The sequence below is a fragment of the Pseudomonas sp. A genome (genome assembly GCF_056270345.1).
The window spans coordinates 1,889,005-1,912,474 of the sequence record NZ_CM149873.1 but is presented as its reverse complement, the minus strand read 5'-3'; the positions used below and the strand labels follow the sequence as shown (position 1 = coordinate 1,912,474).

20 protein-coding genes are annotated in these 23,470 nt (G+C 63.6%); 1 reads left to right on the top strand and 19 read right to left on the bottom strand.

The genetic code is table 11. The annotated features are described in order from the left end of the window. Positions 1-62: 62 nt before the first annotated feature. The gene (gene secA / locus AC0MAZ_RS08665) at positions 63-2,798 is read right to left on the bottom strand and encodes a preprotein translocase subunit SecA (protein ID WP_475860868.1); all 2,736 of its coding nucleotides are present in this window, start codon (positions 2,796-2,798) and stop codon (positions 63-65) included. Positions 2,799-3,153: 355 nt separating this feature from the next. Between secA and AC0MAZ_RS08660 the strand changes: the two genes are divergently transcribed. Next, positions 3,154-3,615, top strand: coding sequence for a DUF721 domain-containing protein (locus AC0MAZ_RS08660; protein WP_186731947.1), 462 nt, complete (start codon positions 3,154-3,156; stop codon positions 3,613-3,615). Between the two features lie 426 nt (positions 3,616-4,041). On the opposite strand, the gene AC0MAZ_RS08655 is transcribed toward AC0MAZ_RS08660, so the two are convergent. The 18 genes from AC0MAZ_RS08655 to mraZ form a co-directional block, all read right to left on the bottom strand. Continuing rightward, entirely contained in the window at positions 4,042-4,629 is a 588-nt protein-coding gene (locus AC0MAZ_RS08655; protein WP_475860867.1) for a DUF4225 domain-containing protein, read from the bottom strand. A 125-nt stretch (positions 4,630-4,754) separates the two neighbouring features. Continuing rightward, positions 4,755-5,240, bottom strand: coding sequence for an Hcp family type VI secretion system effector (locus tag AC0MAZ_RS08650; protein ID WP_186731945.1), 486 nt, complete (start codon positions 5,238-5,240; stop codon positions 4,755-4,757). A 253-nt stretch (positions 5,241-5,493) separates the two neighbouring features. Then, positions 5,494-6,405, bottom strand: a complete 912-nt coding sequence (lpxC, locus tag AC0MAZ_RS08645) for a UDP-3-O-acyl-N-acetylglucosamine deacetylase (protein WP_028689733.1) — start codon at positions 6,403-6,405, stop codon at positions 5,494-5,496. 112 nt (positions 6,406-6,517) lie between these two features. Then, a complete protein-coding gene (gene ftsZ, locus AC0MAZ_RS08640; RefSeq protein WP_054894013.1) occupies positions 6,518-7,714 on the bottom strand; it encodes a cell division protein FtsZ in 1,197 nt (398 codons plus the stop codon). Between the two features lie 55 nt (positions 7,715-7,769). Beyond that, positions 7,770-9,038 carry a cell division protein FtsA gene (gene ftsA, locus AC0MAZ_RS08635; RefSeq protein ID WP_028689735.1) on the bottom strand — a complete coding sequence of 423 codons (1,269 nt, stop codon included), beginning with the start codon at positions 9,036-9,038 and terminating at the stop codon, positions 7,770-7,772. A gap of 14 nt (positions 9,039-9,052) precedes the next feature. Next, positions 9,053-9,922, bottom strand: a complete 870-nt coding sequence (locus AC0MAZ_RS08630) for a cell division protein FtsQ/DivIB (protein WP_110736708.1) — start codon at positions 9,920-9,922, stop codon at positions 9,053-9,055. 6 nt (positions 9,923-9,928) lie between these two features. Beyond that, positions 9,929-10,885: a D-alanine--D-alanine ligase gene (locus tag AC0MAZ_RS08625; protein WP_475860866.1), complete on the bottom strand. Its 957-nt coding sequence runs from the start codon at positions 10,883-10,885 to the stop codon at positions 9,929-9,931. After that, complete coding sequence (gene murC, locus AC0MAZ_RS08620) at positions 10,882-12,330, bottom strand: UDP-N-acetylmuramate--L-alanine ligase (protein ID WP_475860865.1); 1,449 nt, start codon at positions 12,328-12,330, stop codon at positions 10,882-10,884. The genes AC0MAZ_RS08625 and murC overlap by 4 nt, the downstream gene beginning before the upstream one ends. Continuing rightward, positions 12,323-13,402 carry an undecaprenyldiphospho-muramoylpentapeptide beta-N-acetylglucosaminyltransferase gene (gene murG / locus AC0MAZ_RS08615; protein ID WP_475860864.1) on the bottom strand — a complete coding sequence of 360 codons (1,080 nt, stop codon included), beginning with the start codon at positions 13,400-13,402 and terminating at the stop codon, positions 12,323-12,325. The genes murC and murG overlap by 8 nt, the downstream gene beginning before the upstream one ends. Continuing rightward, on the bottom strand, positions 13,392-14,606 hold the full coding sequence (gene ftsW / locus AC0MAZ_RS08610) for a putative lipid II flippase FtsW (RefSeq protein ID WP_475860863.1): 1,215 nt from the start codon (positions 14,604-14,606) through the stop codon (positions 13,392-13,394). Before ftsW ends, murG begins: the two co-directional genes overlap by 11 nt. Continuing rightward, positions 14,603-15,949, bottom strand: a complete 1,347-nt coding sequence (gene murD, locus AC0MAZ_RS08605) for a UDP-N-acetylmuramoyl-L-alanine--D-glutamate ligase (protein ID WP_475860862.1) — start codon at positions 15,947-15,949, stop codon at positions 14,603-14,605. Before murD ends, ftsW begins: the two co-directional genes overlap by 4 nt. Positions 15,950-15,955: 6 nt before the next feature. After that, positions 15,956-17,038 carry a phospho-N-acetylmuramoyl-pentapeptide-transferase gene (gene mraY / locus AC0MAZ_RS08600; protein WP_028689742.1) on the bottom strand — a complete coding sequence of 361 codons (1,083 nt, stop codon included), beginning with the start codon at positions 17,036-17,038 and terminating at the stop codon, positions 15,956-15,958. Next, positions 17,038-18,405 carry a UDP-N-acetylmuramoyl-tripeptide--D-alanyl-D-alanine ligase gene (locus AC0MAZ_RS08595; protein WP_475860861.1) on the bottom strand — a complete coding sequence of 456 codons (1,368 nt, stop codon included), beginning with the start codon at positions 18,403-18,405 and terminating at the stop codon, positions 17,038-17,040. Before AC0MAZ_RS08595 ends, mraY begins: the two co-directional genes overlap by 1 nt. After that, positions 18,398-19,861 carry a UDP-N-acetylmuramoyl-L-alanyl-D-glutamate--2,6-diaminopimelate ligase gene (locus AC0MAZ_RS08590; RefSeq protein ID WP_232854671.1) on the bottom strand — a complete coding sequence of 488 codons (1,464 nt, stop codon included), beginning with the start codon at positions 19,859-19,861 and terminating at the stop codon, positions 18,398-18,400. The genes AC0MAZ_RS08595 and AC0MAZ_RS08590 overlap by 8 nt, the downstream gene beginning before the upstream one ends. Next, on the bottom strand, positions 19,861-21,588 hold the full coding sequence (locus tag AC0MAZ_RS08585; RefSeq protein WP_162232950.1) for a peptidoglycan D,D-transpeptidase FtsI family protein: 1,728 nt from the start codon (positions 21,586-21,588) through the stop codon (positions 19,861-19,863). Before AC0MAZ_RS08585 ends, AC0MAZ_RS08590 begins: the two co-directional genes overlap by 1 nt. After that, positions 21,588-21,881 carry a cell division protein FtsL gene (gene ftsL / locus AC0MAZ_RS08580; RefSeq protein ID WP_028689746.1) on the bottom strand — a complete coding sequence of 98 codons (294 nt, stop codon included), beginning with the start codon at positions 21,879-21,881 and terminating at the stop codon, positions 21,588-21,590. The genes AC0MAZ_RS08585 and ftsL overlap by 1 nt, the downstream gene beginning before the upstream one ends. Beyond that, positions 21,878-22,825 (bottom strand): 16S rRNA (cytosine(1402)-N(4))-methyltransferase RsmH, encoded by a 948-nt coding sequence (rsmH, locus tag AC0MAZ_RS08575; protein ID WP_442964114.1) that lies wholly within the window; start codon positions 22,823-22,825, stop codon positions 21,878-21,880. Before rsmH ends, ftsL begins: the two co-directional genes overlap by 4 nt. Then, complete coding sequence (mraZ, locus tag AC0MAZ_RS08570; protein WP_011535546.1) at positions 22,822-23,277, bottom strand: division/cell wall cluster transcriptional repressor MraZ; 456 nt, start codon at positions 23,275-23,277, stop codon at positions 22,822-22,824. The genes rsmH and mraZ overlap by 4 nt, the downstream gene beginning before the upstream one ends. Between the last annotated feature and the right edge of the window lie 193 nt (positions 23,278-23,470).

Here is a 23,470-nt window from a genome sequence, read left to right as displayed (position 1 = left end):
GGCCTTGTGCCGCGAAGGGCTGCAAGGCAGCCCCGGGATCTCAAGCCAGTGGCGAATTCAGATCATTCAATCTGACCATGGCAATGCTTGAATTTCTTGCCCGAACCACACCAGCACGGCTCGTTGCGGCCCAGCTTCATGTCGTTGCGAACCGGTGCAGAGGCCACCGCGACTTCAGCGCCCTCCTCGGCCAGCTGCTCACCTTCCAGGCCCGGCGCTGCGGCATGCTGGAACTGCATGCGGCTGGCCAGTTCCTCGGCCTCGCGGCGCAGGCGCGCCTCTTCCTCGGCCGGGTCTTCGCGGCGTACCTGGACGTGCGACAGCACGCGGATGGTGTCGCGCTTGATCGACTCCAGCAGTTCCTGGAACAGGGTGAACGACTCGCGCTTGTACTCCTGCTTCGGGTTCTTCTGCGCATAGCCACGCAGGTGGATACCGTGGCGCAGGTGGTCCATGGTCGACAGATGGTCTTTCCACAGGTCATCCAGCACGCGCAGCAGGATCTGCTTCTCGAAGGTGCGCAGGGCGTCGATGCCGGCCTGGTCTTCCTTCTCGTTGTAGGCGTCGGTGATTTCCTTGATCAGCCGCTCGCGCAGGGTCTCCTCGTAGAGGTGATCGTCCTCGTCGAGCCACTGCTGGATCGGCAGCTTGATGGCGAAGTCGCTGGAAAGCGAAGCTTCCAGGCCGGCCACGTCCCACTGCTCGGGCAGCGATTGCGGCGGGATGTGCTGGCTGATGGTGGCATCGAGCACTTCCTGGCGGAACTCGGCGATGGTGTCGCCGATGTTCTCGGCGGCCAGCAGGCTGTTGCGCATGTGGTAGATCACCTTGCGCTGCTCGTTGGCCACGTCATCGTATTCGAGCAGTTGCTTGCGGATGTCGAAGTTGCGGCCTTCGACCTTGCGCTGCGCCTTCTCGATGGCGTTGGTCACCATGCGGTGCTCGATGGCCTCGCCGGACTGCATCCCCAGGGCCTTCATGAAGTTCTTCACCCGGTCGGAGGCGAAGATGCGCATCAGGCTGTCTTCCAGCGACAGGTAGAAGCGGCTGGAACCGGCATCGCCCTGACGGCCGGCACGGCCACGCAGCTGGTTGTCGATGCGGCGCGACTCGTGGCGCTCGGAGGCGATCACGTGCAGGCCACCGGCTTCCAGCACCTGCTGGTGACGCTTCTGCCAGTCGGCCTTGATCTGGGCGATCTGCTCGGTGGTCGGGTTGTCCAGGGCGGCCACTTCGGCCTCCCAGTTGCCGCCCAGCAGGATGTCGGTACCACGACCGGCCATGTTGGTGGCGATGGTCAGCGCGCCCGGAGCACCGGCTTGCGCGATGATCTCGGCTTCTTTCTCGTGGTACTTGGCGTTCAGGACCTTGTGGTCGATACCTTCCTTCTTGAGCAGGTTGGACATGTGCTCGGAGGTTTCGATGGTCGCGGTACCGACCAGGACCGGACGGCCATGGGCCATGCTTTCCTTGATGTCGGCGATGATCGCGGCGTACTTCTCGTCGGCGGTCAGGTACACCAGGTCGTTGAAGTCCTTGCGGGCCAACGGCTTGTTCGGTGGGATGACCATCACGTTGAGGTTGTAGATCTGGGCGAACTCGAACGCCTCGGTGTCGGCGGTACCGGTCATGCCGGACAGCTTGCTGTAGAGACGGAAGTAGTTCTGGAAGGTGGTCGAGGCCAGGGTCTGGCTCTCGGCCTGGATGTTCAGGTTTTCCTTGGCCTCGATGGCCTGGTGCAGGCCTTCGGACAGGCGGCGGCCCGGCATGGTACGGCCGGTGTGCTCGTCGATCAGGAGGATCTGGCCTTCCTGGACGATGTACTCGACGTTGCGGTGGAACAGCTTGTGCGCGCGCAGGCCGGCGTAGACGTGGGTCAGCAGGCTCAGGTTGTGCGCCGAATACAGGCTCTCGCCCTCGGCCAGCAGGCCGGACTGGGTCAGCATGTCCTCGATGAACTGGTGGCCGGCCTCGTTCAGTTCGACCTGGCGGCTCTTCTCGTCGATGCTGTAGTGGCCCTCTTGGGTCACCTGGCCTTCGACTTCCTCGATGTGCTGGGTCAGACGCGGGATCAGGCGGTTGATCTCGATGTACAGCTTGGAGCTGTCCTCGGCCTGGCCGGAGATGATCAGCGGGGTGCGCGCCTCGTCGATGAGGATCGAGTCGACTTCGTCGATCACGGCGAAGTTCAGCTCACGCTGGAACTTCTCGTCCTGGCTGAACGCCATGTTGTCGCGCAGGTAGTCGAAACCGAATTCGTTGTTGGTGCCGTAGGTGATGTCGGCGGCATAGGCGGCACGCTTTTCTTCCGGCGGCTGGAAGGCCGAGACGATGCCGACGTTGAGGCCGAGGAACTCGTACAGCGGACGCATCCAGTTGGCGTCGCGGCGGGCCAGGTAGTCGTTGACGGTGACCACGTGCACGCCCTTGCCGGACAGCGCGTTGAGGTACACGGCCAGGGTACCGACCAAGGTCTTGCCTTCACCGGTACGCATTTCTGCGATCATGCCTTCGTGCAAGGTCATGCCGCCGATCAGCTGGACATCGAAGTGACGCATGCCCATCACGCGCTTGCCGGCCTCGCGGGCCACGGCGAAGGCTTCGGGCAGCAGCTGGTCGAGAGTCTCGCCTTTGGCCAGACGCTCCTTGAACTCTGCGGTCTTGCCCCGCAGCTGCTCGTCGGAGAGGGCCACCATCTTCTCTTCGAAGGCATTGACGGTGCTCACCGTCTTGAGCATGCGTTTGATTTCACGCTCGTTCTTGCTTCCAAAAAGTTTTTTTAACAAAGGCGCAAACATATCGGCAGGATCTTCCACACGTAGGGATGGAGGGCGGCCCCGTGAGTCGCCCGTGCAGCCCTGAGGCCGCATGCGAACGAGCATTCTACCCGGAAACGATGGTGAGGAAAGTGGTGGATTTCCACGATGCTGGCACAGCGCTTTTAGGGGGCCTGACTAACATAGGGGCTTTTTGCGCAAGTTCAAGGTGCGCGAAGATGAAACGTATCGCGAATGACTTGCATCAAGATCCGGCGACCGCTCGCGGGGCAAGCCCGCTCCCACGCCCCGCCACACGCTGGCGTGAGAGCGGGCTTGCCCCGCGATGAATGCCCAACTGGTAGACTGTCGATCCTGTAACCCTCTGCAGACCTCCATGGCCTACAAACCCACCCCTGCCCGCCCCCCCGCCGACCTGTTGCGCAAGGCACGGCCACTGCGCCTGCTGCTCAACCAGGCCGAACGCCTCGAGCACCTGCAGCGCCTGCTGGAGAGCCAGCTGCAACCGGCCGCCCGCGAGCACTGCCACGTGGCCTCCTGGAAGGAAGGGACGTTGTTGCTGGTGGTAACCGACGGCCATTGGGCCACCCGTCTGCGCTACCAGCAGAAGCGCCTGCAACGCCAGCTGCAAGCCATGGAGGCGTTCGCCAACCTGAGCCGCATCCAGTTCAAGGTGCAACCACCGCTGGTAGCAGCAAAACACGAAGGTCACGGGCCTGAACTGTCGGAATCTGCCGCAGACAGCATCCTAGGTTCGGCCGAAGGCATCAGCGATCCGAAGTTGCGCGCAGCGCTGGAGCGCCTGGCGGCGCATGCGCAGGTAAAGGATAAGAGCTGAAAGGTCCTGTATATTTCTACATTGCCCACGCGGTCTTTTGCAGAGCAGGTTTGGTGCTGAAAACTCCAGATCCGCATTGTGCCTACAGATCATAAGTAACAGCCCCTAACCAAGCTGCTCAAAGTAATTCATTTTTCCGTTTTCCTCGAGGTTCATTCCTGGAGGGCATCGCGCCACAGTGCAGAATGGCCCCGATCAGGCACCCCCAACCTACGACGGGGTTCACGCTCAAGAAATCCGGATGATATCCAAAGAACAGAAAATAAGAACGATCAATCACGCGCATATAATATGTTATAAAAAACATGTTATAGAAAAAGCATAGGAAAAACAGGCCATAGCCAAGTCGCGCACCCGAACATTTGAAGCGCAGTGCATAAGCACTCCACACCCCCAAAACGACAGCCGAGACAAAGACCAGAGCCATCATCGTTTGCCAAACTCTATCAGCACCTGTTCCCCCGTCAGCATATCAATGCCAACTTCGAACATTATCGCGCCCTTACCCATTTCCTTATAGGCCCTGACCTTATCCGCCTGAACATATCTAAAAAGTCGCCAAGCCCCCTCTTTCAGAACCATACGGCTCAGTCCAAAGCCTGACAAGGCGATATCAGCAGACCCATAGGCGACATTACCATGTGAAGCGCGCCCTCCGGACAATTCCGCAAACTTTTGATAGCCTCTGCGAATGGGACCTACCGTGTCGTTTCGCCTACTGATAACATTCCTGCCATTCTCATAGACATTATTGACACCATGCAGTATCAGAGGTATGCCTCCTGCAACACAGCCAACACCCAGTGACAGCTTACAAACTGCCAAGCCGGTACCTACCTGTAACACCCCAGCAGCAACTCCCGCCACAAGCTTTAAATACTCATCAACTTGCGCATAAAGCTCTCTATGTTCACGTCTCAGCGCAATTGACCCTTGCTCAGCAGTAAGCTCTCCCCTTCGAACACCCTCCACAACAGCCTTGGAGCTGGATGAGACCTCTTGGATGAACTGCACCCTCAAACCGTCATCACTTATGTATCGAGCACCAATCTCACATGCATAACTGTTAAGTCTGCCAGCCAGATGGCTTACCTCCCAGAGCTCGCGTTCCCCCGAAGAGCCGTCTCTCCGCGCCCTGTTCAATCTCCTCCCCCCCAGTTTGCATAGCCGCTAGTACCAGAGATCAAATGTTGCCAACATATAGAGCTATAGCGAATGGCAAGGTACTCCTGCGGATCCTGATCATTGAGCAAGACCGAGTGCGGCATTTCTATACGCTGATCAACAAGTAGCCCACCAGTGAGCTCAATGTGAAGAAATCGCTCTTGCTTTCCACTAGCGTTTATCCGATAAAAATTAATCTTGCAGTCTACAATTTCACGACTGACCAGTGCTTCCGCGAGCAACGGGGTAGATTTATCGAGATGCTTAGTAATTAAAACGGGACGATGTGTCGCCCGATCAGTGTTATCTATATTCGAGAGATTGTGCGAAAACGAGAGCACCATGATTTCATCTGTATGCCCAGCCTGATACCGATTGCCAAGAGAGTCCTGAGTTGAGCATCCTGCCGAAAGCAGCCCTCGGAACCGCCCCTTGATAGCCATATATCCGTGATAAGCCATTCGCAAACTCCTTGTAGATGGACCTCACTAGACTGCACAGCCATATGTTTAATGTATGTAGGATGCGTCCGAAATAGCCAAAACAACATGATTCAAACTATGTCCGCAACGAGACGCATACAACATTTGTAAAACAGCGCACCCTCTGCAGCCGACGGCCTATGGAACTCCAACTGACACACTGTAGTTTTCACGAAGCATAAAAAAGGCCACCCGAAGGTGGCCTTAATCACACTAGAGAGAGTGTTCGAACTTACACGGCCGCAACAGGGCGCATGTACGAGATCGGTGCCGTGCTGGCATCTTCGAAGGTGACCACTTCCCAAGCGTCGGTTTCGGCGATCAGCTTGCGCAGCAGCTGGTTGTTCAGCGCGTGTCCGGACTTGTAGCCCTTGAACTCGCCGATCAGGCTGTTGCCCAGCAGATAAAGGTCGCCGATGGCGTCGAGGATCTTGTGCTTGACGAATTCGTCATCGGAACGAAGGCCGTCTTCGTTAAGCACGCCGGTCTCGTCGACCACGATGGCGTTCTCCACGCTGCCGCCCAACGCAAGGTTGTGCTTGCGCAGGTACTCGATGTCACGCATGAAGCCGAACGTGCGGGCACGGCTGACTTCCTTGACGAACGAGGTGCTGGAGAAATCGACGACCGCGCTCTGGGTCTGGCCCTTGAGGACCGGGTGATCGAAGTCGATCTCGAAGCTCACCTTGAACCCGTCGAAAGGCAGGAAAGTGGCGCGCTTGTCGCCCTCTTCCACTGTCACTTCGCGCAGGATGCGGATGAACTTCTTGGCTGCGTCCTGTTCTTCCAGGCCGGCCGATTGGATCAGGAATACGAAGGGTCCGGCGCTGCCATCCATGATCGGCACTTCCGAGGCGGAGAGCTCGACGTAGGCGTTATCGATGCCCAGGCCCGCCATGGCGGAGAGCAGGTGCTCGACCGTATCGACTTTGACGTCACCGTTGACCAATGTCGTGGACATGGTGGTCTCACCGACGTTGGCCGCGCGCGCCGGGATTTCGACCACAGGGTCGAGGTCGGCGCGACGGAAGACGATGCCGGTGTCGACAGGCGCAGGCTTGAGGGTCAGGTAGACCTTCTCCCCGGAGTGCAGGCCGACACCTGTGGCACGGATGGTATTCTTCAGGGTGCGTTGTCTAATCATGGCATTGGCCGCTTCAGCGCAAATTGCGAACAGGTATCAACAAAGGCTGGGGATGATAACAGACCCGGCCTTTGCTGAACACCAATCACCCTAATACCCCTGATAAATTCCATTAATCGGCCTGACGACGCAGGAACGCCGGGATATCCAGGTAGTCCAGATCATCCTGAGGGTTGAGTTTAGCTGCCGCCGCGGCACCCGCGTGGGCCTGGTTGCGCATCACGGTCGGACGCTCCAGGTCACGGTAGTTGACCGCCGATTGCTCCTGGCGAACCGGGGCCGGGTTGGAGGACTCATACACCTGCTGGGCAGTCTGCAGGGTGTTGTCGACCACCTTGACCGGTTTCTCGATACGCGCGCCCAGGCCAGTGGCCACCACGGTCACGTGCAGCTCGTCGCGCATGTCCGGATCGATCACGGTGCCGACCTTGACCATCGCGTGGTCGGAGGCGAAGGCCTCGATGATGCTACCCACGTCGGAGTACTCGCCCAGCGACAGGTCGGGACCTGCGGTGATGTTCACCAGGATGCCGCGGGCACCCTGCAGGTTGACGTCCTCGAGCAGCGGGTTGCGGATCGCCGCCTCGGTGGCTTCGCGAGCACGGTTCGGGCCGCTGGCGCAACCGGTACCCATCATCGCCATGCCCATCTCGCCCATCACGGTGCGCACGTCGGCAAAGTCGACGTTGATCATGCCCGGACGCTTGATGATGTCGGAGATACCGCGAACGGCACCGGCCAGCACGTCGTCGGCCTTGGCGAAGGCGGACAGCAGGCTTGCATCCTTGCCCAGGATGGTCAGCAGCTTCTCGTTGGGGATGGTGATCAGCGAGTCGACGCTCTCAGCCAGCATGCGGATGCCTTCGTCGGCGATCTGCATGCGCTTGCGGCCCTCGAACGGGAACGGACGGGTCACCACCGCAACGGTGAGGATGCCCATTTCCTTGGCCACTTCGGCGATGATCGGCGCCGCGCCGGTACCGGTACCGCCGCCCATGCCGGTGGTGATGAACACCATGTTGGTGCCCTGCAGCACCTCGGCGATGCGCTCACGGTCTTCCAGCGCGGCCTGACGACCGACTTCCGGATTGGCACCGGCACCCAGGCCCTTGGTCACACCCGTGCCCAGTTGCAGGATGGTGCGTGCGCCGATGTTTTTCAGCGCCTGAGCATCGGTGTTGGCGCAGATGAATTCCACGCCTTCGATGCTGCTCTTGACCATGTGGTTGACGGCGTTGCCGCCGCCACCGCCAACGCCGATCACCTTGATGACCGGACTTTGCGGGACGTTGTCTACGAGCTCGAACATTTTCCCTCTCCTTACAGTTCTCTAGTTGTCGCGCCTACCACTACTGCTTTGAAACTTAGAAGTTGCTCTGGACCCAACGCTTGAGTCGTTCAAGCACAGGGCCCTTCGGTTCATCGCCATAGCTGTTGTTGCTGCTGTTGCTGTTGCTGATACCGGTCAGGGACGGGTCCTCGGACTGCTTCTGCAGGCCGTAGGTGAGCAGGCCCACGCCGGTGGAATAGATCGGGTTGCGCACCACGTCGCTCAGGCCCCGAACGCTGTGCGGCACGCCCAGGCGTACCGGCATGTGGAAGATCTCCTCGGCCAGTTCCACGGCGCCTTCCATCTTCGCGGTGCCGCCGGTGAGGACGATGCCGGCCGGCACCAGGTCCTCGAAACCGCTGCGACGCAGTTCGGCCTGGATCAGGGTGAACAGCTCGTCGTAACGCGGCTCCACCACTTCGGCCAGGGCCTGGCGCGACAGCTCGCGCGGCGGGCGGTCGCCGACGCTCGGCACCTTGATGGTCTCGCCGGCACCGGCCAGCTTGGCCAGGGCGCAGGCGTAGCGGATCTTGATTTCCTCGGCGTACTGCGTGGGGGTGCGCAGGGCCATGGCGATATCGTTGGTGACCTGATCGCCGGCGATCGGGATCACCGCGGTGTGACGGATCGCGCCTTCGGTGAAGATGGCGATGTCGGTGGTGCCGCCGCCGATGTCCACCAGGCATACGCCCAGCTCTTTCTCGTCGTCGGTCAGCACCGAGTAGGCCGAGGCCAGCTGCTCGAGGATGATGTCGTCGATTTCCAGGCCGCAGCGGCGCACGCACTTCTCGATGTTCTGCGCCGCGTTGACCGCGCAGGTGACCACATGGACCTTGGCTTCCAGGCGCACGCCCGACATGCCCAGGGGCTCGCGCACGCCTTCCTGGTTGTCGATCACGTAGTCCTGCGGCAGGGTGTGCAGCACCCGCTGGTCGGCCGGAATGGCCACGGCCTGGGCGGCATCGAGCACGCGCTCGAGGTCGGCGGTGCTGACTTCGCGGTCGCGGATGGCGACGATGCCGTGGGAGTTCAGGCTGCGGATGTGGTTGCCGGCCACGCCGACGAACGCCGAGTGGATGCGGCAGCCGGCCATCAGCTGGGCCTCTTCCACCGCACGCTGGATCGACTGCACGGTCGACTCGATGTTCACCACCACGCCCTTCTTCAGGCCACGCGATGGGTGGGTGCCGATGCCCACGATCTCCAGGGTACCGTCCTCGCCGACTTCACCCACCAGCGCCACCACCTTGGAGGTGCCGATATCCAGCCCGACGATCATTTTGCCGCTATGCGCGTTTGCCATGGTCCTGCCTCTCTCTAATTCTTCGCAACGGCGGGTTGGGCCGTCGTCGGTGCATTCGGTTCCCGCCAACCAACGGCAAGTCCGTTGGAATAACGCAGATCGATGCGGGCGATATTGGTGATCTGGTCTTTAAGCGATTTGTCGTAAATGGCAATGAAACGGCGCATCTTCTCCACCAGATGGTCGCGCCCCAGCAGCAGCTCGACGCCCGGCCCGGCGCTGCCCGCACCGGTGGTCAGGAACCAGCTGCCTCGCTCGCGCAGCTCCAGGCGAGCGATGGAAAAGCCCATGGGGCGCAGCATCTGGCTCAATACCTGATACTGCTGCATGACTTGTTGCTGAGCGCGCTGCGGCCCGAACAGCTGCGGCAGGTGCTCGTAGTTGGCCAGCTCGCGCGGGGTGAAGGCCTGGCCCTGGTTGTTGAGCAAGGCCTCGTCGCCCCAGCGCGCCACCGGCAACTGTTCTTCCAGGCGGATCACCACCTCGTCCGGCCACACCCGACGCACTTCGGCGTGAGCGATCCAGGGCATCTGCTCCAGTTCAACGCGCATCGCCGCCAGGTCGACGGTGAAGAAGCTCGCCGCCACATAGGGGGCGATCCGCTGCTGCACCGACTGCTGGCTGATGTAGCTGAGGTCGCCCTGCACGTCGATCTTGGTGATCGGCCGGTCGGCGTACGGCATCAGGCGGATGGCGCCCTCATAGGCGCCAAAGCCCGCAGCCACCAGCAATACCGGCCACAGCAGGCGCTTGAGCCCGCCGAAGCTTGGCCGTGGCAGGCGCGCCGATACGGGCTCGTCGGCCACCAGTCGGCTGGCACCACGCGGCACCGGCTTGCTGCGGCCGGTAACGGGTGGTTGCTGACGTATCATCGCGCCTTGCATGGCTGGTTAACCTCGCTTCGCTACGCAGTCGGCCAGGATCGCCAGCACCAACTGCTGGAAGTCCAGGCCGGCGGCGCGGGCCGCCATGGGCACCAGGCTATGGTCGGTCATGCCCGGTGCGGTGTTGACCTCGAGCAGCCAGAACCGGCCCTGCTCGTCCTGCATCACGTCCAGACGGCCCCAGCCCTCGATGCCAACGGCATCGCAGGCGCGCGCGGTCAGGTCGATCAGTTCTTGTTCCTTGGCACTGTCCAGGCCGCACGGAATGCGATACTGGGTGTCATTGGCGATGTACTTGGCGTCGTAGTCGTAGAACACGTGCGGGGTGCCCAAAGCGATCGGCGGCAGCACCTGGCCACGCAATACGGCGATGGTGAACTCCGGGCCGTGGATCCACTGCTCGACCAGTACTTGCGAATCGTATTTGGCTGCGTCTTTCCAGGCGGCGACCAGCTCCTGCTCGCTGTTCACCTTGGCCATGCCGATGCTCGAACCTTCATGGGCAGGTTTGACGATCAACGGGAAGCCCAGTTCCTTGCCGGCGGCAATACAGTCGCTTTCGCTTGCCAGCACCGCGTGACGCGGGGTCGGGATGCCCAGGCTCTGCCACACCTGCTTGGTGCGCAGCTTGTCCATGGCCAGCGCCGAGGCGAGGATGCCGCTGCCGGTGTAGGGAATCCCCAGGCACTCGAGCAGGCCCTGCATGCTGCCATCCTCACCACCACGACCGTGGAGGATGATGAAGGCGCGGTCGATCTTCTCGCGTTGCAGGCGATCCAGCAGGTCGTCACCGACGTCGATGCCAACCACGTCGACACCGGCGCTGGTCAGCGCCTCGATCACCGCAGCGCCGGACTTGAGCGAGACCTCGCGCTCGGCGCTCTTGCCGCCGTACAGCACGGCGACGCGGCCGAAGGCCTTGACGTCGAGGGTGGAATGCAGCGTGTCGTAGGCGCTGGTCATTTCGACTTCTCCTGCTTGGCGCCAGCGAACAGCGGGCTTTTCATCAGTTGCGGGGCCAGGCCGCCGACATCACCGGCACCCTGGCAGATCAGGATGTCGCCGGCGCGCAGCAGCGGCTTGACCAGCGGCGCAAGCTCGGCGCCGCGCTCGATGTAGATCGGGTCGAGCTTGCCGCGCTGGCGGATGCTGTGGCACAGCTGGCGGCTGTCGGCGCCGGGGATCGGCTCTTCGCCGGCCGGGTAGACCTCCATCAGCAGCAGCACGTTGGCATCGCCCAGCACCTGCACGAAATCGTCGTACAGGTCGCGGGTGCGGCTGTAGCGGTGCGGCTGGTAGACGATCACCAGGCGACGGCTCGGCCAGCCGCCCCGCACGGCCTTGATCACCGCGGCGACTTCGGTCGGGTGGTGGCCGTAGTCGTCGACCAGCATCACGCTGCCGCCGTCGACCGGCAGCTCGCCGTACACCTGGAAGCGTCGGCCGACGCCCTGGAAGCCCGACAGGCCCTGGACGATGGCTTGGTCGCTGATGCCTTCGTCGGTGGCGATGGCGATGGTGGCCAGGGCGTTGAGCACGTTGTGGTTGCCCGGCATGTTCACCGACACCTCCAGCGGCTCGCAGTCACGGCGCAGCACGGTGAAGTGGGTCTGCATGCCCTGCTGGCGCACGTTGATGGCGCGGATGTCGGCCTCTTCGCTGAAGCCATAGGTGACGGTCGGACGCTTGACCTGCGGCAGGATCTCGCGCACCACCGGGTCGTCCAGGCACATCACCGCCAGCCCATAGAACGGTAGGTTGTGCAGGAACTCGACGAAGGTCTTCTTCAGCTTGTTGAAGTCGCCCTCGTAGGTGGCCATGTGGTCGGCGTCGATGTTGGTGACCACGGCGACCATCGGCTGCAGGTGCAGGAAGCTGGCGTCGCTCTCGTCGGCCTCGGCGATCAGGTAGCGGCTGGTGCCCAGCTGCGCGTTGGTGCCGGCTGCGGTCAGGCGACCGCCGATGACGAAGGTCGGGTCCAGGCCGCCGGCGGCGAACACCGAGGCCAGCAGGCTGGTGGTGGTGGTCTTGCCGTGGGTGCCGGCAACGGCAACGCCGTGGCGGTAGCGCATCAGCTCGGCGAGCATCTCGGCGCGCGGCACTACGGGAATACGGCGTTCCAGGGCGGTGGCGACTTCCGGGTTGGCCGGGTTGATCGCGCTCGACACCACCAGCACGTCGGCGTTGGCAGCGTTCTCGGCGCGGTGGCCGACGAAGATCTGCGCGCCGAACGACTGCAGGCGCTGGGTAACCGGCGACTCTTTCAGGTCGGAACCGGACACTTCATAGCCCAGGTTCAGCAGCACTTCGGCGATACCGCACATGCCCACGCCGCCGATGCCGACGAAGTGGATGCGACGGATACGGCCCATCTTCGGGTGGGGCATGGCTTTCTGGCTCTCAACCATGGGCCACCTCCAGGCAGATATCGACCACGGCGCTGGTTGCAGCAGGTTTGGCCAGGCGGCGGGCGGTGCCGGCCATGACGTTGAGTTTCTCGGGTTGCATCAGCACCTCGTTCAGGCGTTCAGCGAGCTGCGCTGCGCCAGTAGTCGCTTGTGGCATCAGGAAGGCGGCGCCTTCGCGAGCCAGGTATTGGGCGTTGTGGGTCTGGTGGTCGTCGATGGCATGGGGCAAGGGCACCAGCATCGAGGGCAGGCCCGCCGCCGCCAGTTCGCTGACGGTCAGGGCGCCGGCCCGGCACACCACCATATCGGCCCAGCCATAGGCATGGGCCATGTCCTTGATGAACGGTTCCACCTGGGCCTCGACACCCGCCTCGTGATAACGCTCGGCGGTGACGGGCGCGTGGTTTTTCCCGGCCTGGTGGAACACCTCGGGGCGCAGGTTCGCCGGCACTTCGGACAGGGCCTTAGGCAACAATTTGTTCAATGGTTCCGCACCCAGGCTGCCACCCATGACCAGCAGGCGCGCACGGCGCTCGGCCAGCGGCGCGCGCGCCGCGTCCATGAACAGCTCAGGGCGCACCGGATTGCCGGTGGTGCGCAACTTGTCGCTGGCGGCGAAGGTCTGCGGGAAGGCTTCGCAGACACGCGCGGCCAACGGCAGCAGCAGGCGATTGGTGGTGCCGGCGCGGGCATTCTGCTCATGGATCACCAACGGCACCCCGCACCACCGGGCGGCAACACCGCCGGGGCCGGTCACATAGCCACCGAAACCGACCACGCAGACAGGCTTGAGCTGACGCACGATGCGCCGCGCCTGCAGCACGGCCTTGATCAAGGTGAACGGCGCCTTGAGCAGCGACAGCTTACCCTTGCCACGCAGGCCGGTGACCTGGATCAGGTGTAGCGGCAGGCCGGCCTGGGGCACCAGTTCGTTCTCGATGCCACGCGGGGTGCCCAGCCAGTGCACGTTGTAACCGCGGGCCTGGAACTCACGGGCACAGGCCAGGGCCGGGAACACGTGGCCCCCGGTACCGCCCGCCATGATCAGCACGTTCTTGCCGTCAGCGGCCATGATTGGTCTCCTCGGCAAAATCGCTCTCGTTGAATTCGTGTTCCTCGCTGCCCAGATGCGTGCGGCTCTCCCATTCGATCCGCAACAGCAACCCCACACAGGCGCAGCAGATCACCAGCGAGCTGCCGCCGTAGCTGAGGAACGGCAGGGTCAGGCCCTTGGTCGGCAGCAGGCCGACGTTCACGCCGATGTTGATCAGGAACTGGCCGATCCACAGGAACGACAGGCCAAAGGCCATGTAGGCGGCGAAGAACTGCTTGGCCTTTTCGGCCCACAGGCCGATGTACAGCGCGCGCACGGTAATGAAAACGAACAGCGCGATGGTCAGCAGCGAGCCGATCACGCCGAGCTCTTCGGCCAGTACCGAGAACACGAAGTCGGTATGCGCCTCGGGCAGGTAGAACTGCTTCTGCACGCTGTTGCCCAGGCCCACGCCCAGCCACTCACCGCGGCCGAAGGCGATCAACGCCTGGGTCAGCTGGTAGCCGGAACCGAACTGGTCGGACCAGGGGTCGGTGAAGGTGATCAGGCGTGCCATGCGGTACGGCTGGGCCTGGACCAGCACCACTACCGAAATGACCGCCAGCACCACCATCAGCGAGAAGCGGAACAACCCTACCCCGCCGAGGAACAGCATGGCCGCCGCAGCGCCCATCATCACCACCGTGGCGCCGAAGTCCGGCTCCATCAGCAGCAGGCCGGCCATCGGCAGCAGCACGATGAACGGCTTGAAGAAGCCCATCCAGCTCTCGCGCACCTCGGTCTGCCGGCGCACCAGGTAACCGGCGAGGTAGATGACCACGAAGACCTTGGCGATCTCCGACGGCTGGACGTTGAAGAAGCTGAAACCGATCCAGCGCATCGAACCGTTCACTTCGCGGCCAATACCCGGTACCAGTACCAGCACCAGCAGGCCGAAGGCACCGATCAGCATGAGGAAGCCCATGCGCTGCCAGGTGGCGATCGGCACCAGCATCGTCATCAGCCCGGCGCCGAGGCCAATGGTGACGTACACCAGGTGGCGGAACATGTGGTACAGCGGGTTGCCCGACTGCACCGCGGCCACTTCCGAGGAGGCCGAAGTGATCATCACCAGGCCCAGGCCGAGCAGCGCCAGGCAACCGGCCAGCAGCGGGAAGTCGAGGTCGATGCCACGGCCGCTGATCAGCGGCGACGGGTACGGCTTGAGGATGCCGAAGATCATGCCAACCCCTCCGCCGCCTGGGCGAACAGGCGCCCGCGTTCTTCGAAATTCCTGAACATGTCGAGGCTGGCGCAGGCCGGCGACAGCAAGACCGCGTCACCTGCCTGGGCCAGTTCGGCGCAACGCTGCACGGCCTCGTCGAGGGTCTTGACCCGTACTTGAGGAACAGCATCGCCCAGGGTTTCGGCCAGACGCTCAGCGTCACGGCCGAGCAGCACCACAGCGCGGCAGTGTTGTGCCACCGGTGCGCGCAAGGCGGCGAAGTCGGCGCCCTTGCCGTCGCCACCGGCGATCAGCACCAGTTGGCCGTCGATATCGGCGCCCAGCCCCTCGATGGCGGCCAGCGCGGCACCGACGTTGGTGGCCTTGGAATCGTCGTACCAGTTCACGCCGTTGCGCTCGCGCACCCATTGGCAGCGATGGGCCAGGCCCTTGAACTCGCGCAGGGCGTCGAGCATCGGCGCGAACGGCAAGCCGACAGCGTGGCCCAGGGCCAGCGCGGCCAGCGCGTTGCTCTGGTTGTGGGCGCCACGGATCCTCAGCTCACGTACCGGCATGAGCGTCTGGAATTCGAACGCCAGGTACTTCTCGCCATCCACCTCGCGCAGGCCAAAGGCCTTGAAGTCCGGCGCGTTCAGGCCAAAGGTCCAGCTCGGCCGGCCTTCGACCGGCAACGGACGGCTCAGGGCATCCTGGCGGTTCACCACCACCTGGCGGGCACCGCGGAAAATCCGGTGCTTGGCCAGGTGATAGGCCGGCAGGCCGCTGTAGCGATCCATGTGGTCTTCGCTGATGTTCAGCACGGTGGCCACTTCGGCGTTGAGCTGGTCGGTGGTCTCCAGCTGGAAGCTCGACAGCTCCAGCACGTACAGCTCGACGTCGTCGGCCAGCAGGTCGAGGGCGGGCGTGCCGAGGTTGCCGCCGACTGCCACACGTTTGCCTGCCTTGGCGGCCATCTCGCCGACCAGGGTGGTCACGGTGCTCTTGGCGTTGGAGCCGCTGATGGCGATGATCGGCGCCTTGGCGTGGCGGGCGAACAGCTCGATGTCGCCGGACAGCTTCACACCGCGCGCGGCGGCCTGCTGCAGGGCAGGCGTGGCCAGGGCCAGGCCGGGGCTCACATACAGCTCGTTGGCCCGGCACAGGAAGTCCACGTCCAGCTCGCCACAGCGCACTTCCACCTGCGGGTATTCACGGCGCAGGGTGTCCAGTTCCGGCGGTTGCTCGCGGGTGTCGGCGACCGCAAAGGCAATGCCCCGGTTCGCCAGGAAGCGAACCAGGGACATGCCGCTCTTGCCGAGGCCGACAACGATGCGGAATTGGTCGGAAGCGATCAGTGGCACGCTCGTTTACCTCAGTTTCAGGGTGGCAAGGCCAATCAGCACCAGAATCACGGTGATGATCCAGAAGCGGACGATCACCCGTGGCTCGGGCCAACCCTTGAGTTCAAAGTGGTGATGGATCGGCGCCATGCGAAACACGCGCTTGCCGGTGAGCTTGAACGACGCCACCTGGATGACCACCGACAGGGTTTCCATCACGAACACGCCGCCCATGATGAACAGGACGATCTCCTGGCGGACGATCACCGCGATGGTGCCCAGGGCCGCGCCCAGTGCCAGTGCGCCGACGTCGCCCATGAATACCTGGGCCGGGTAGGTGTTGAACCAGAGGAAGCCCAGGCCGGCACCGATCAGCGCACCGCAGAACACGATCAGCTCGCCCGCGCCCGGCACGTACGGGATCAGCAGGTATTCGGCGAACTTCACGTTGCCCGACAGGTAGCAGAAGATGCCCAGGGCACCGCCGACCATCACCGTCGGCATGATCGCCAGGCCATCGAGGCCGTCGGTCAGGTTGACCGCGTTGCTCGAGCCGACGATGACGAAATAGGTCAGCACGATGAACCCGGCACCCAGCGGAATCGCCAGGTCCTTGAGCATCGGGATGATCAGCGTGGTCTCGACGCTGGTCGGCGCGGTCTTGTACAGGAAGATCGCCGCGGCCAGGCCGAACACCGACTGCCAGAAATACTTCCAGCGGCTCGGCAGGCCGCGGGAATTCTTCTCGATCACCTTGCGGTAGTCGTCGACCCAGCCGATGGCGCCGAACGCCAGGGTGACGATCAGCACCACCCATACGTAGCGGTTGGTCAGGTCGGCCCACAGCAGGGTGCTGATGGCGATGGCCGACAGGATCAGCGCGCCGCCCATGGTCGGGGTGCCGGATTTGGACAGGTGCGATTGCGGGCCGTCGTTGCGCACGGCCTGACCGATCTGGCGGATCTGCAGGGTACGGATCATCCACGGGCCCAACCACAGGGCCAGGGACAACGCGGTCAGCACACCCAGGATCCCGCGCAGGGTCAGGTACTGGAAGACCGCGAAGCCCTTGTGGAACTGTTGCAGATACTCAGCCAACAGCAGCAGCATTAATGTTTCTCCCCGCTGGCACCACACAGTGCGGCCACGACGTTTTCCATCGCAGCGCTGCGCGAGCCCTTGATCAAGATAGTGGTGTCGCTGGCATTCTCGGTGCCAACGGCAGCGATAAGCTCAGCTTTAGTAGCGAAATGGCGGGCATTGGCGCCGAACGCCTTGACCGCATGGGCCATGTTGGTACCCACCGCGTACAGCGCGTCGACCTTGCCGCGTGCGTAGTCACCCACCTGGCGGTGACCTTCCTCGGCCCATTGCCCCAGTTCGCCGATATCCCCGAGCACCAGGACGGTGCGTCCGGAAAAGCCGGCGAGTATATCAATGGCGGCGCACATCGAGGTGGGATTTGCGTTGTAGCTGTCGTCGATGACCCGCACGCCGCTGGGCGCGATCTGCGCCACGGTGCGGCCCTTGACCGGTTGCACGGCAGCGAGGCCGGCGGCGATGCCACTCAGGCTCAGACCAACGGCATGGGCGGCGGCGGCGGCGGCCAGGGCGTTGCTGACGTTGTGGGTGCCGAGCAGGTTCAGTTGCACCGGAACGCTGCCAGTCGGGCCGTGCAGGGTGAACGACGGGCAGCCACGAGCGTCGCGCCCGATATCACTGGCGTGGAAGTCCGCCTGCGGGTTGTCCAGGGCGAAACTGAAGATGCGGTGAGCGCCCGCCCGCTTGCGCCAGATCTCGAACGCCTTGTCGGCCAGGTTGAGGATGGCCGTGCCGCCCTCGCCCAGGCCTTCGAGGATTTCGCCCTTGGCTTCGACGATCTTCTCCGGGCCGCCGAACTCACCGACATGGGCGGTACCGGCGTTATTGATGATGACCACTTGCGGCTGGGTCAGGCCAACGGTGTAGCGAATCTCGCCAATGCGCGAGGCGCCCAGCTCGATCACCGCGGCGCTGTGCTCCGGAGCGATCTCCAGCAGGGTCAAAGGTGCGCCAAGGTCGTTGTTCAGGTTGCCACGGGTGGCATGCACCGGCCCGCGGGTGCGCAGGATCGCGGCGAGCATTTCCTTGACCGTGGTCTTGCCGCTGGAGCCGGTGATGGCCACCACCGGCTTGTCGAAGGCGGCACGGTTCAGGGCGCCGAGCTGACCAAGGGCGACACGGCAATCGGCGACCAGCAGCTGTGGCAGGTCGACATCGCTGACTTTACGCTCGACCAGCGCGGCGACGGCGCCTTTGGCCTTCACGTCGGCCAGATAGTCGTGGCCATCGAAGCGCGGCCCGGTCAGGGCGACGAACAGCTGGCCGGCAGCGACGGTGCGGCTGTCGATGCTCACTCCGCTGAAGCTGGCGTCGGCGCCTGCCAGGCGCGCACCCAGGGCAGCGGTCAGCTGGCTGAGGATCATCGGCTTAAGCATGTGGCGCCTCCCAGGCTGCAAGTGCCTTGTCGGCTTCGACCAGGTCGGAGAAGTCATGGCGCTTGCCGTTGATCTCCTGGTAATCCTCGTGTCCCTTGCCTGCCAAGACGATCACGTCGTCGGCACTGGCACTGGCGATCAGTTGGGCAATGGCCGCGCCACGGCCGGCGACGAACGCGACGGCCGCAGGCGTGGCGAAACCGGGGCGAATATCGTCAAAGATCCGCAGGGGGTCTTCGCTACGCGGGTTGTCGTCGGTGACCAGCACACGGTCGGCCAGGCGCTCGGCCACTTCGGCCATCAGCGGACGCTTGCCGGCGTCACGATCGCCACCGCAGCCGAACAGGCACAGCAGCTTGCCGTGAGCGTGCGGACGTAGCGCTTCGAGTACTTTTTCCAAGGCATCCGGGGTGTGAGCGTAATCGACCACCACCAACGGCTTGTCACCGCCACCCAGGCGCTGCATGCGGCCGACCGGCCCGTGCAGTTGCGGGGTGACCTTGAGAATTTCATCCAGCGGGTAGTCCAGCGCCATCAGCGTGGCTACCGCCGCCAGCATGTTGCTCAGATTGAAACGCCCCAGCAGACGGCTGCGCAGGACATGCTCGCCCTGTGGGGTGACGATCACGGCGCGCACGCCATCATCGTTGAAGGCAGACTCTTTGCAGAACAGCGTCGCCGCCGAATCCTGCAGGCTGTAGCTGATCAGGCGCGATGTGGCTGGAGCATCTGCCAGGCGACGTCCAAAGTCATCATCCAGGTTGACCACCCGGGCGCGCAGGCTTGGCCAGGCGAACAGCTTGGCCTTGGCGGCCTCGTAGGCCTCCATGCTGCCGTGGTAGTCCAGGTGGTCGCGGGACAGGTTGGTCATCACCGCGATATCGAAGTCCAGCGCGGCCACCCGACCCTGTTCGAGGGCATGGGAGGAAACCTCCATGGCCACGGCCTTGGCGCCGCCCTTTTTCAGGTCGTTCAAGGTCGATTGCACGGCAATCGGGTCCGGCGTGGTCAGGCGACCACTCTGCAGCTCGCCATAGAAGCCAGTGCCAAGCGTGCCGATCAGGCCACAACGCCGGCCAAGGGCATCAAGCGCCTGGCCCAGCAGCTGGGTCACGCTGGTCTTGCCGTTGGTACCGGTCACGCCGACCAGGTCGAGCTGACGGCTCGGCTCGCCATAGAAGCGCCCGGCAATCTGCGACAACTGGCCGATCAGGCCCTTGACCGGAATCAGCGGCGCATCGGTGAGCGGCAGCACGCTGGCGCCCTGCTCTTCATAGGCCACCGCGGCGGCGCCACGGGCCAGGGCATCGGCGATGTGCGCGCGACCATCGACCTTGGCCCCCGGCACGGCCAGGAACAGGTCGCCCGGACGCACGGCGCGGCTGTCCAGGGTCAGCTCGCGGATCAACGGATCGCGGCTGGCATGGGCAAACAGTTTGCTCAATGGCATCGTCATCAACCTCGCCCTCCCTTGGCGGGTACTGCGCTGGCTTGCTGCGTCGAGGGCGGCAGGTTGTCCGGCGGTACATTCATCAGGCGCAGGGTGCCCGACATCACTTTGCTGAATACGGGGGCCGAGACCAGGCCGCCGAAGTAGCCGCCCTTGCTCGGCTCGTCGATGACCACGACGATGGCGTAGCGCGGGTCGCTCATCGGGCCGAAGCCAGCGAACAGCGAGCGATAGGCGTTCTCGGTGTAGCCCTTGGAGCCGACGGTGGCCTTGCGCGCGGTACCCGACTTGCCCCCCACGTGGTAGAACGGCACCTGGGCGCGGAATACCCCGCGCGGCGCCTCGATCACCTGCTGCAGCATGGCCTGCACGGTTTCGGCGGTTTCCTTGGGGATCGCCTGCACGGCTTCCGGCGCCTTGTCGACCTTGAGGATCGACAGCGGCACCATCTTGCCGTCGTTGGCCAGCGCGGCGTAGGCATGCACCAGTTGCAGGGCGGTCACCGACACGCCGTAACCGTACGACAGGGTCGCGGTCTCGGCCTTGCGCCACTCGCGGTGGTTGGGCAGGTTGCCGACGCGCTCGCCCGGGAAACCGAGGCCGGTGTACTGGCCCAGACCGACCTGGGACATCACCCGGTAGATGGCCTCGCCACCGATATCGAAGGCGATCTTGCTCATGCCGACGTTGGACGAGTTGATCAGGATGCCGGTCAGGTCGAGGATCGGGCCCTCGCTCCTGGACACGTCCTTGATGGTGTAGCGACCAATTTGCAGGCTGCCCGGATACACCTCGACCTTGTCGGTGGGTTTCCAGCGGCCGCTCTGCAGCGCCGCGCTCATGGAGATCGGCTTGACCGTCGAGCCCGGCTCGAAGACGTCGATGATCGCCCGGTTGCGCATGGCCGCCGGGAACATGCTGCGGCGGTTGTTCGGGTTGTAGGTCGGCTGGTTGACCATGGCCAGGACCTCGCCGGTCTTGACGTCCATGATCACCAGGCTGCCAGCCTTGGCTTCCTGTTCGGCGATGGCGTTGCGCAGTTCGCGGGTGGCCAGGTATTGCAGGCGCAGGTCTATCGACAACGCCAAGGTCTTGCCGGCCTTGGCGTTCTTGGTTACCTGGATGTCCTTGATCAGCCGGCCGCGCCGGTCCTTGATCACCTGCCGCTTGCCGGGCACTCCGGCGAGCCATTCGTCATAGGCCAGCTCGACGCCTTCACGACCATGGTCGTCCAGGTCGGTGAAGCCGACCATGTGCGCGGTGACATCGCCGGCCGGATAGAAGCGGCGGAACTCTTCCAGGCCGTAGACGCCCGGCACCTTCAGGTCGAGCACGTGCTGGCCCTGCTCCGGGGTCAGGCCGCGGACCAGGTAGATGAATTCCTTGCTGGCCTGCTGGGTGAGGCGCTCGGTCAGCTGCTGCGGGTTCTGCCCGAGCGCGGCGGCCAGCTGCGGCCAGCGTTCCTTGGCTGCCTGCATCTCCTTGGGGTTGGCCCACAGGGTGGTGACCGGGGTACTGACGGCCAGCGGCTCGCCATTGCGATCGGTGATCAGGCCACGGTGCGCGGGAATGGGGATATGACGCAGGCTGCGGGCATCGCCCTGGCCCTTGAGGAAGTCACGGTCGACCACCTGCAGGTCGATGATGCGCCAGCAGATGGCACCGACCATCAGCGCCAGCAAGCCGATCACCACCCTGAACCGCCAGGGGTAGAGTGCACCCTCGAGCTTCATCATGGCGCCACCATCCGCACTTCGTCAGCGGCGGGCACGCGCATCTTGAGCTGCTCGGAGGCCAGGCTCTCGATACGGCTGGACGCGGTCCAGGTGCTTTGCTCGAGGATCAGCCGACCCCACTCGGCCTGGGCCTTGTCGCGCTCGCTCAACTCGCCATACAGGGTGTTGAGCAACTGGCGGTTCCAGTGGGCGCTGTAGGAGACGGCAATGGCCGAAATCAGGACGGCGACGAACAGCAGAAGCATCAGGAAGCTTCCGCCTGGCAAAGGTTTGGCAAACAGCCGGCTCACCGCAACTTCTCCGCCACCCGCATCACGGCGCTGCGCGATCGCGGGTTGGCCTTGAGCTCGGCTTCGGAGGCGAACTGCGCCTTGCCGATGAGCTTGATCTTCGGCTCGAAGGTCTTGTGCTGCACCGGCAGGTTGCGCGGCAGGTTGTCCGCCTCGCCCTTGGCCAGCTTGCGCATGAACAGCTTGACGATGCGATCCTCGAGGGAATGGAAGCTGATCACCGCCAGGCGGCCACCGACCTCCAGCGCGTCGATCGCGGCTTCGAGGCCGGTCTCCAGGTCGCCCAGTTCGTTGTTGACGTGGATGCGCAGCCCCTGGAAGGCACGGGTGGCCGGGTTCTTGCCCTTCTCCCAGGCCGGGTTGGCGACCTTGAGCACCTCGGCCAGATCGCCGGTGCGGGTGAACGGCTGCTGCTCGCGGCGCAGCACCACGGCACGGGCCATGCGCTTGGCGAAGCGCTCCTCGCCGTATTCCTTGAACACGCGGGCGATTTCTTCCTCTGGCGCGGTGGCGATGAACTCGGCGGCGCTGACGCCCTGGTCCGGGTTCATGCGCATGTCCAGCGGGCCGTCGTTGAGGAAGCTGAAGCCGCGCTCGGGGTCATCGAGCTGCGGCGAAGACACGCCCAGGTCGAGCAGGATGCCGCCGACCTTGCCGTCCAGTCCGCGCTCGGCCACCTCGGCGCCCAGCTCGGCAAAGCTGCGCTGCACAATGACAAAGCGGCCGTCTTCGGCCGCCAGCGCTTGCCCGGTGGCAATCGCCTGTGGATCCTTGTCGAACCCCAGCAGTCGCCCTTGCGACCCGAGCTTGCTGAGGATCAGCCGACTGTGGCCGCCGCGCCCGAAGGTGCCGTCCAGATAGCAACCGTCGGCGCGCAGGGCCAAGGCCTCGACGGCTTCGTCGAGGAGGACGGTGATGTGGTTGAAGCCGCTATCTATGGTCACAGGATCAGGTCACGCAAATCATCGGGCATGGCGCCCGGTTGTTGAATAGCTGCAAGGTCGGCTGCCGAAACCGCGTTCCAGGCATCCTCATCCCACAGCTGGAATTTGTTCAGCTGCCCCACCAGCATCGCCTTCTTGTCCAGCTTGGCGTACTCACGCAGGCGCGGCGGCACCAGGAAACGCCCGCTGCCATCGAGCTCCAGGTCAACCGCGTTCCCGATCAGCAAACGCTGCAGGCGACGGTTTTCCTCACGCAACGACGGCAAGGCGCGCAACTTGGCTTCTATCTGTTCCCACTCATCGAGGGGATAAACACACAAGCAGGGGTCAACGGCGTCGATGGTCACGATCAGTTGACCATTGCAACGCGAATCGAGCTCGTCACGGTACCGGCTCGGCATGGCGAGACGACCCTTGGCATCGAGGCTGACGGCGTTGGCTCCGCGGAACACGGCTGCGATTCCCCACAATGTTAGCTTTTTTGTGTCAGAAAACCCACTTCATCCCACTTTCTGCCACTTGCGCACACTATAGGAATCCGCCCGCCACACCGTCAAGGCACGTTCATAAGGAAATCCCTTACAGGACGGCGATTTAGCTCAACAAAGGAAGGTGGAAGGATTGCCGGAGAAGAAAACTGACGGG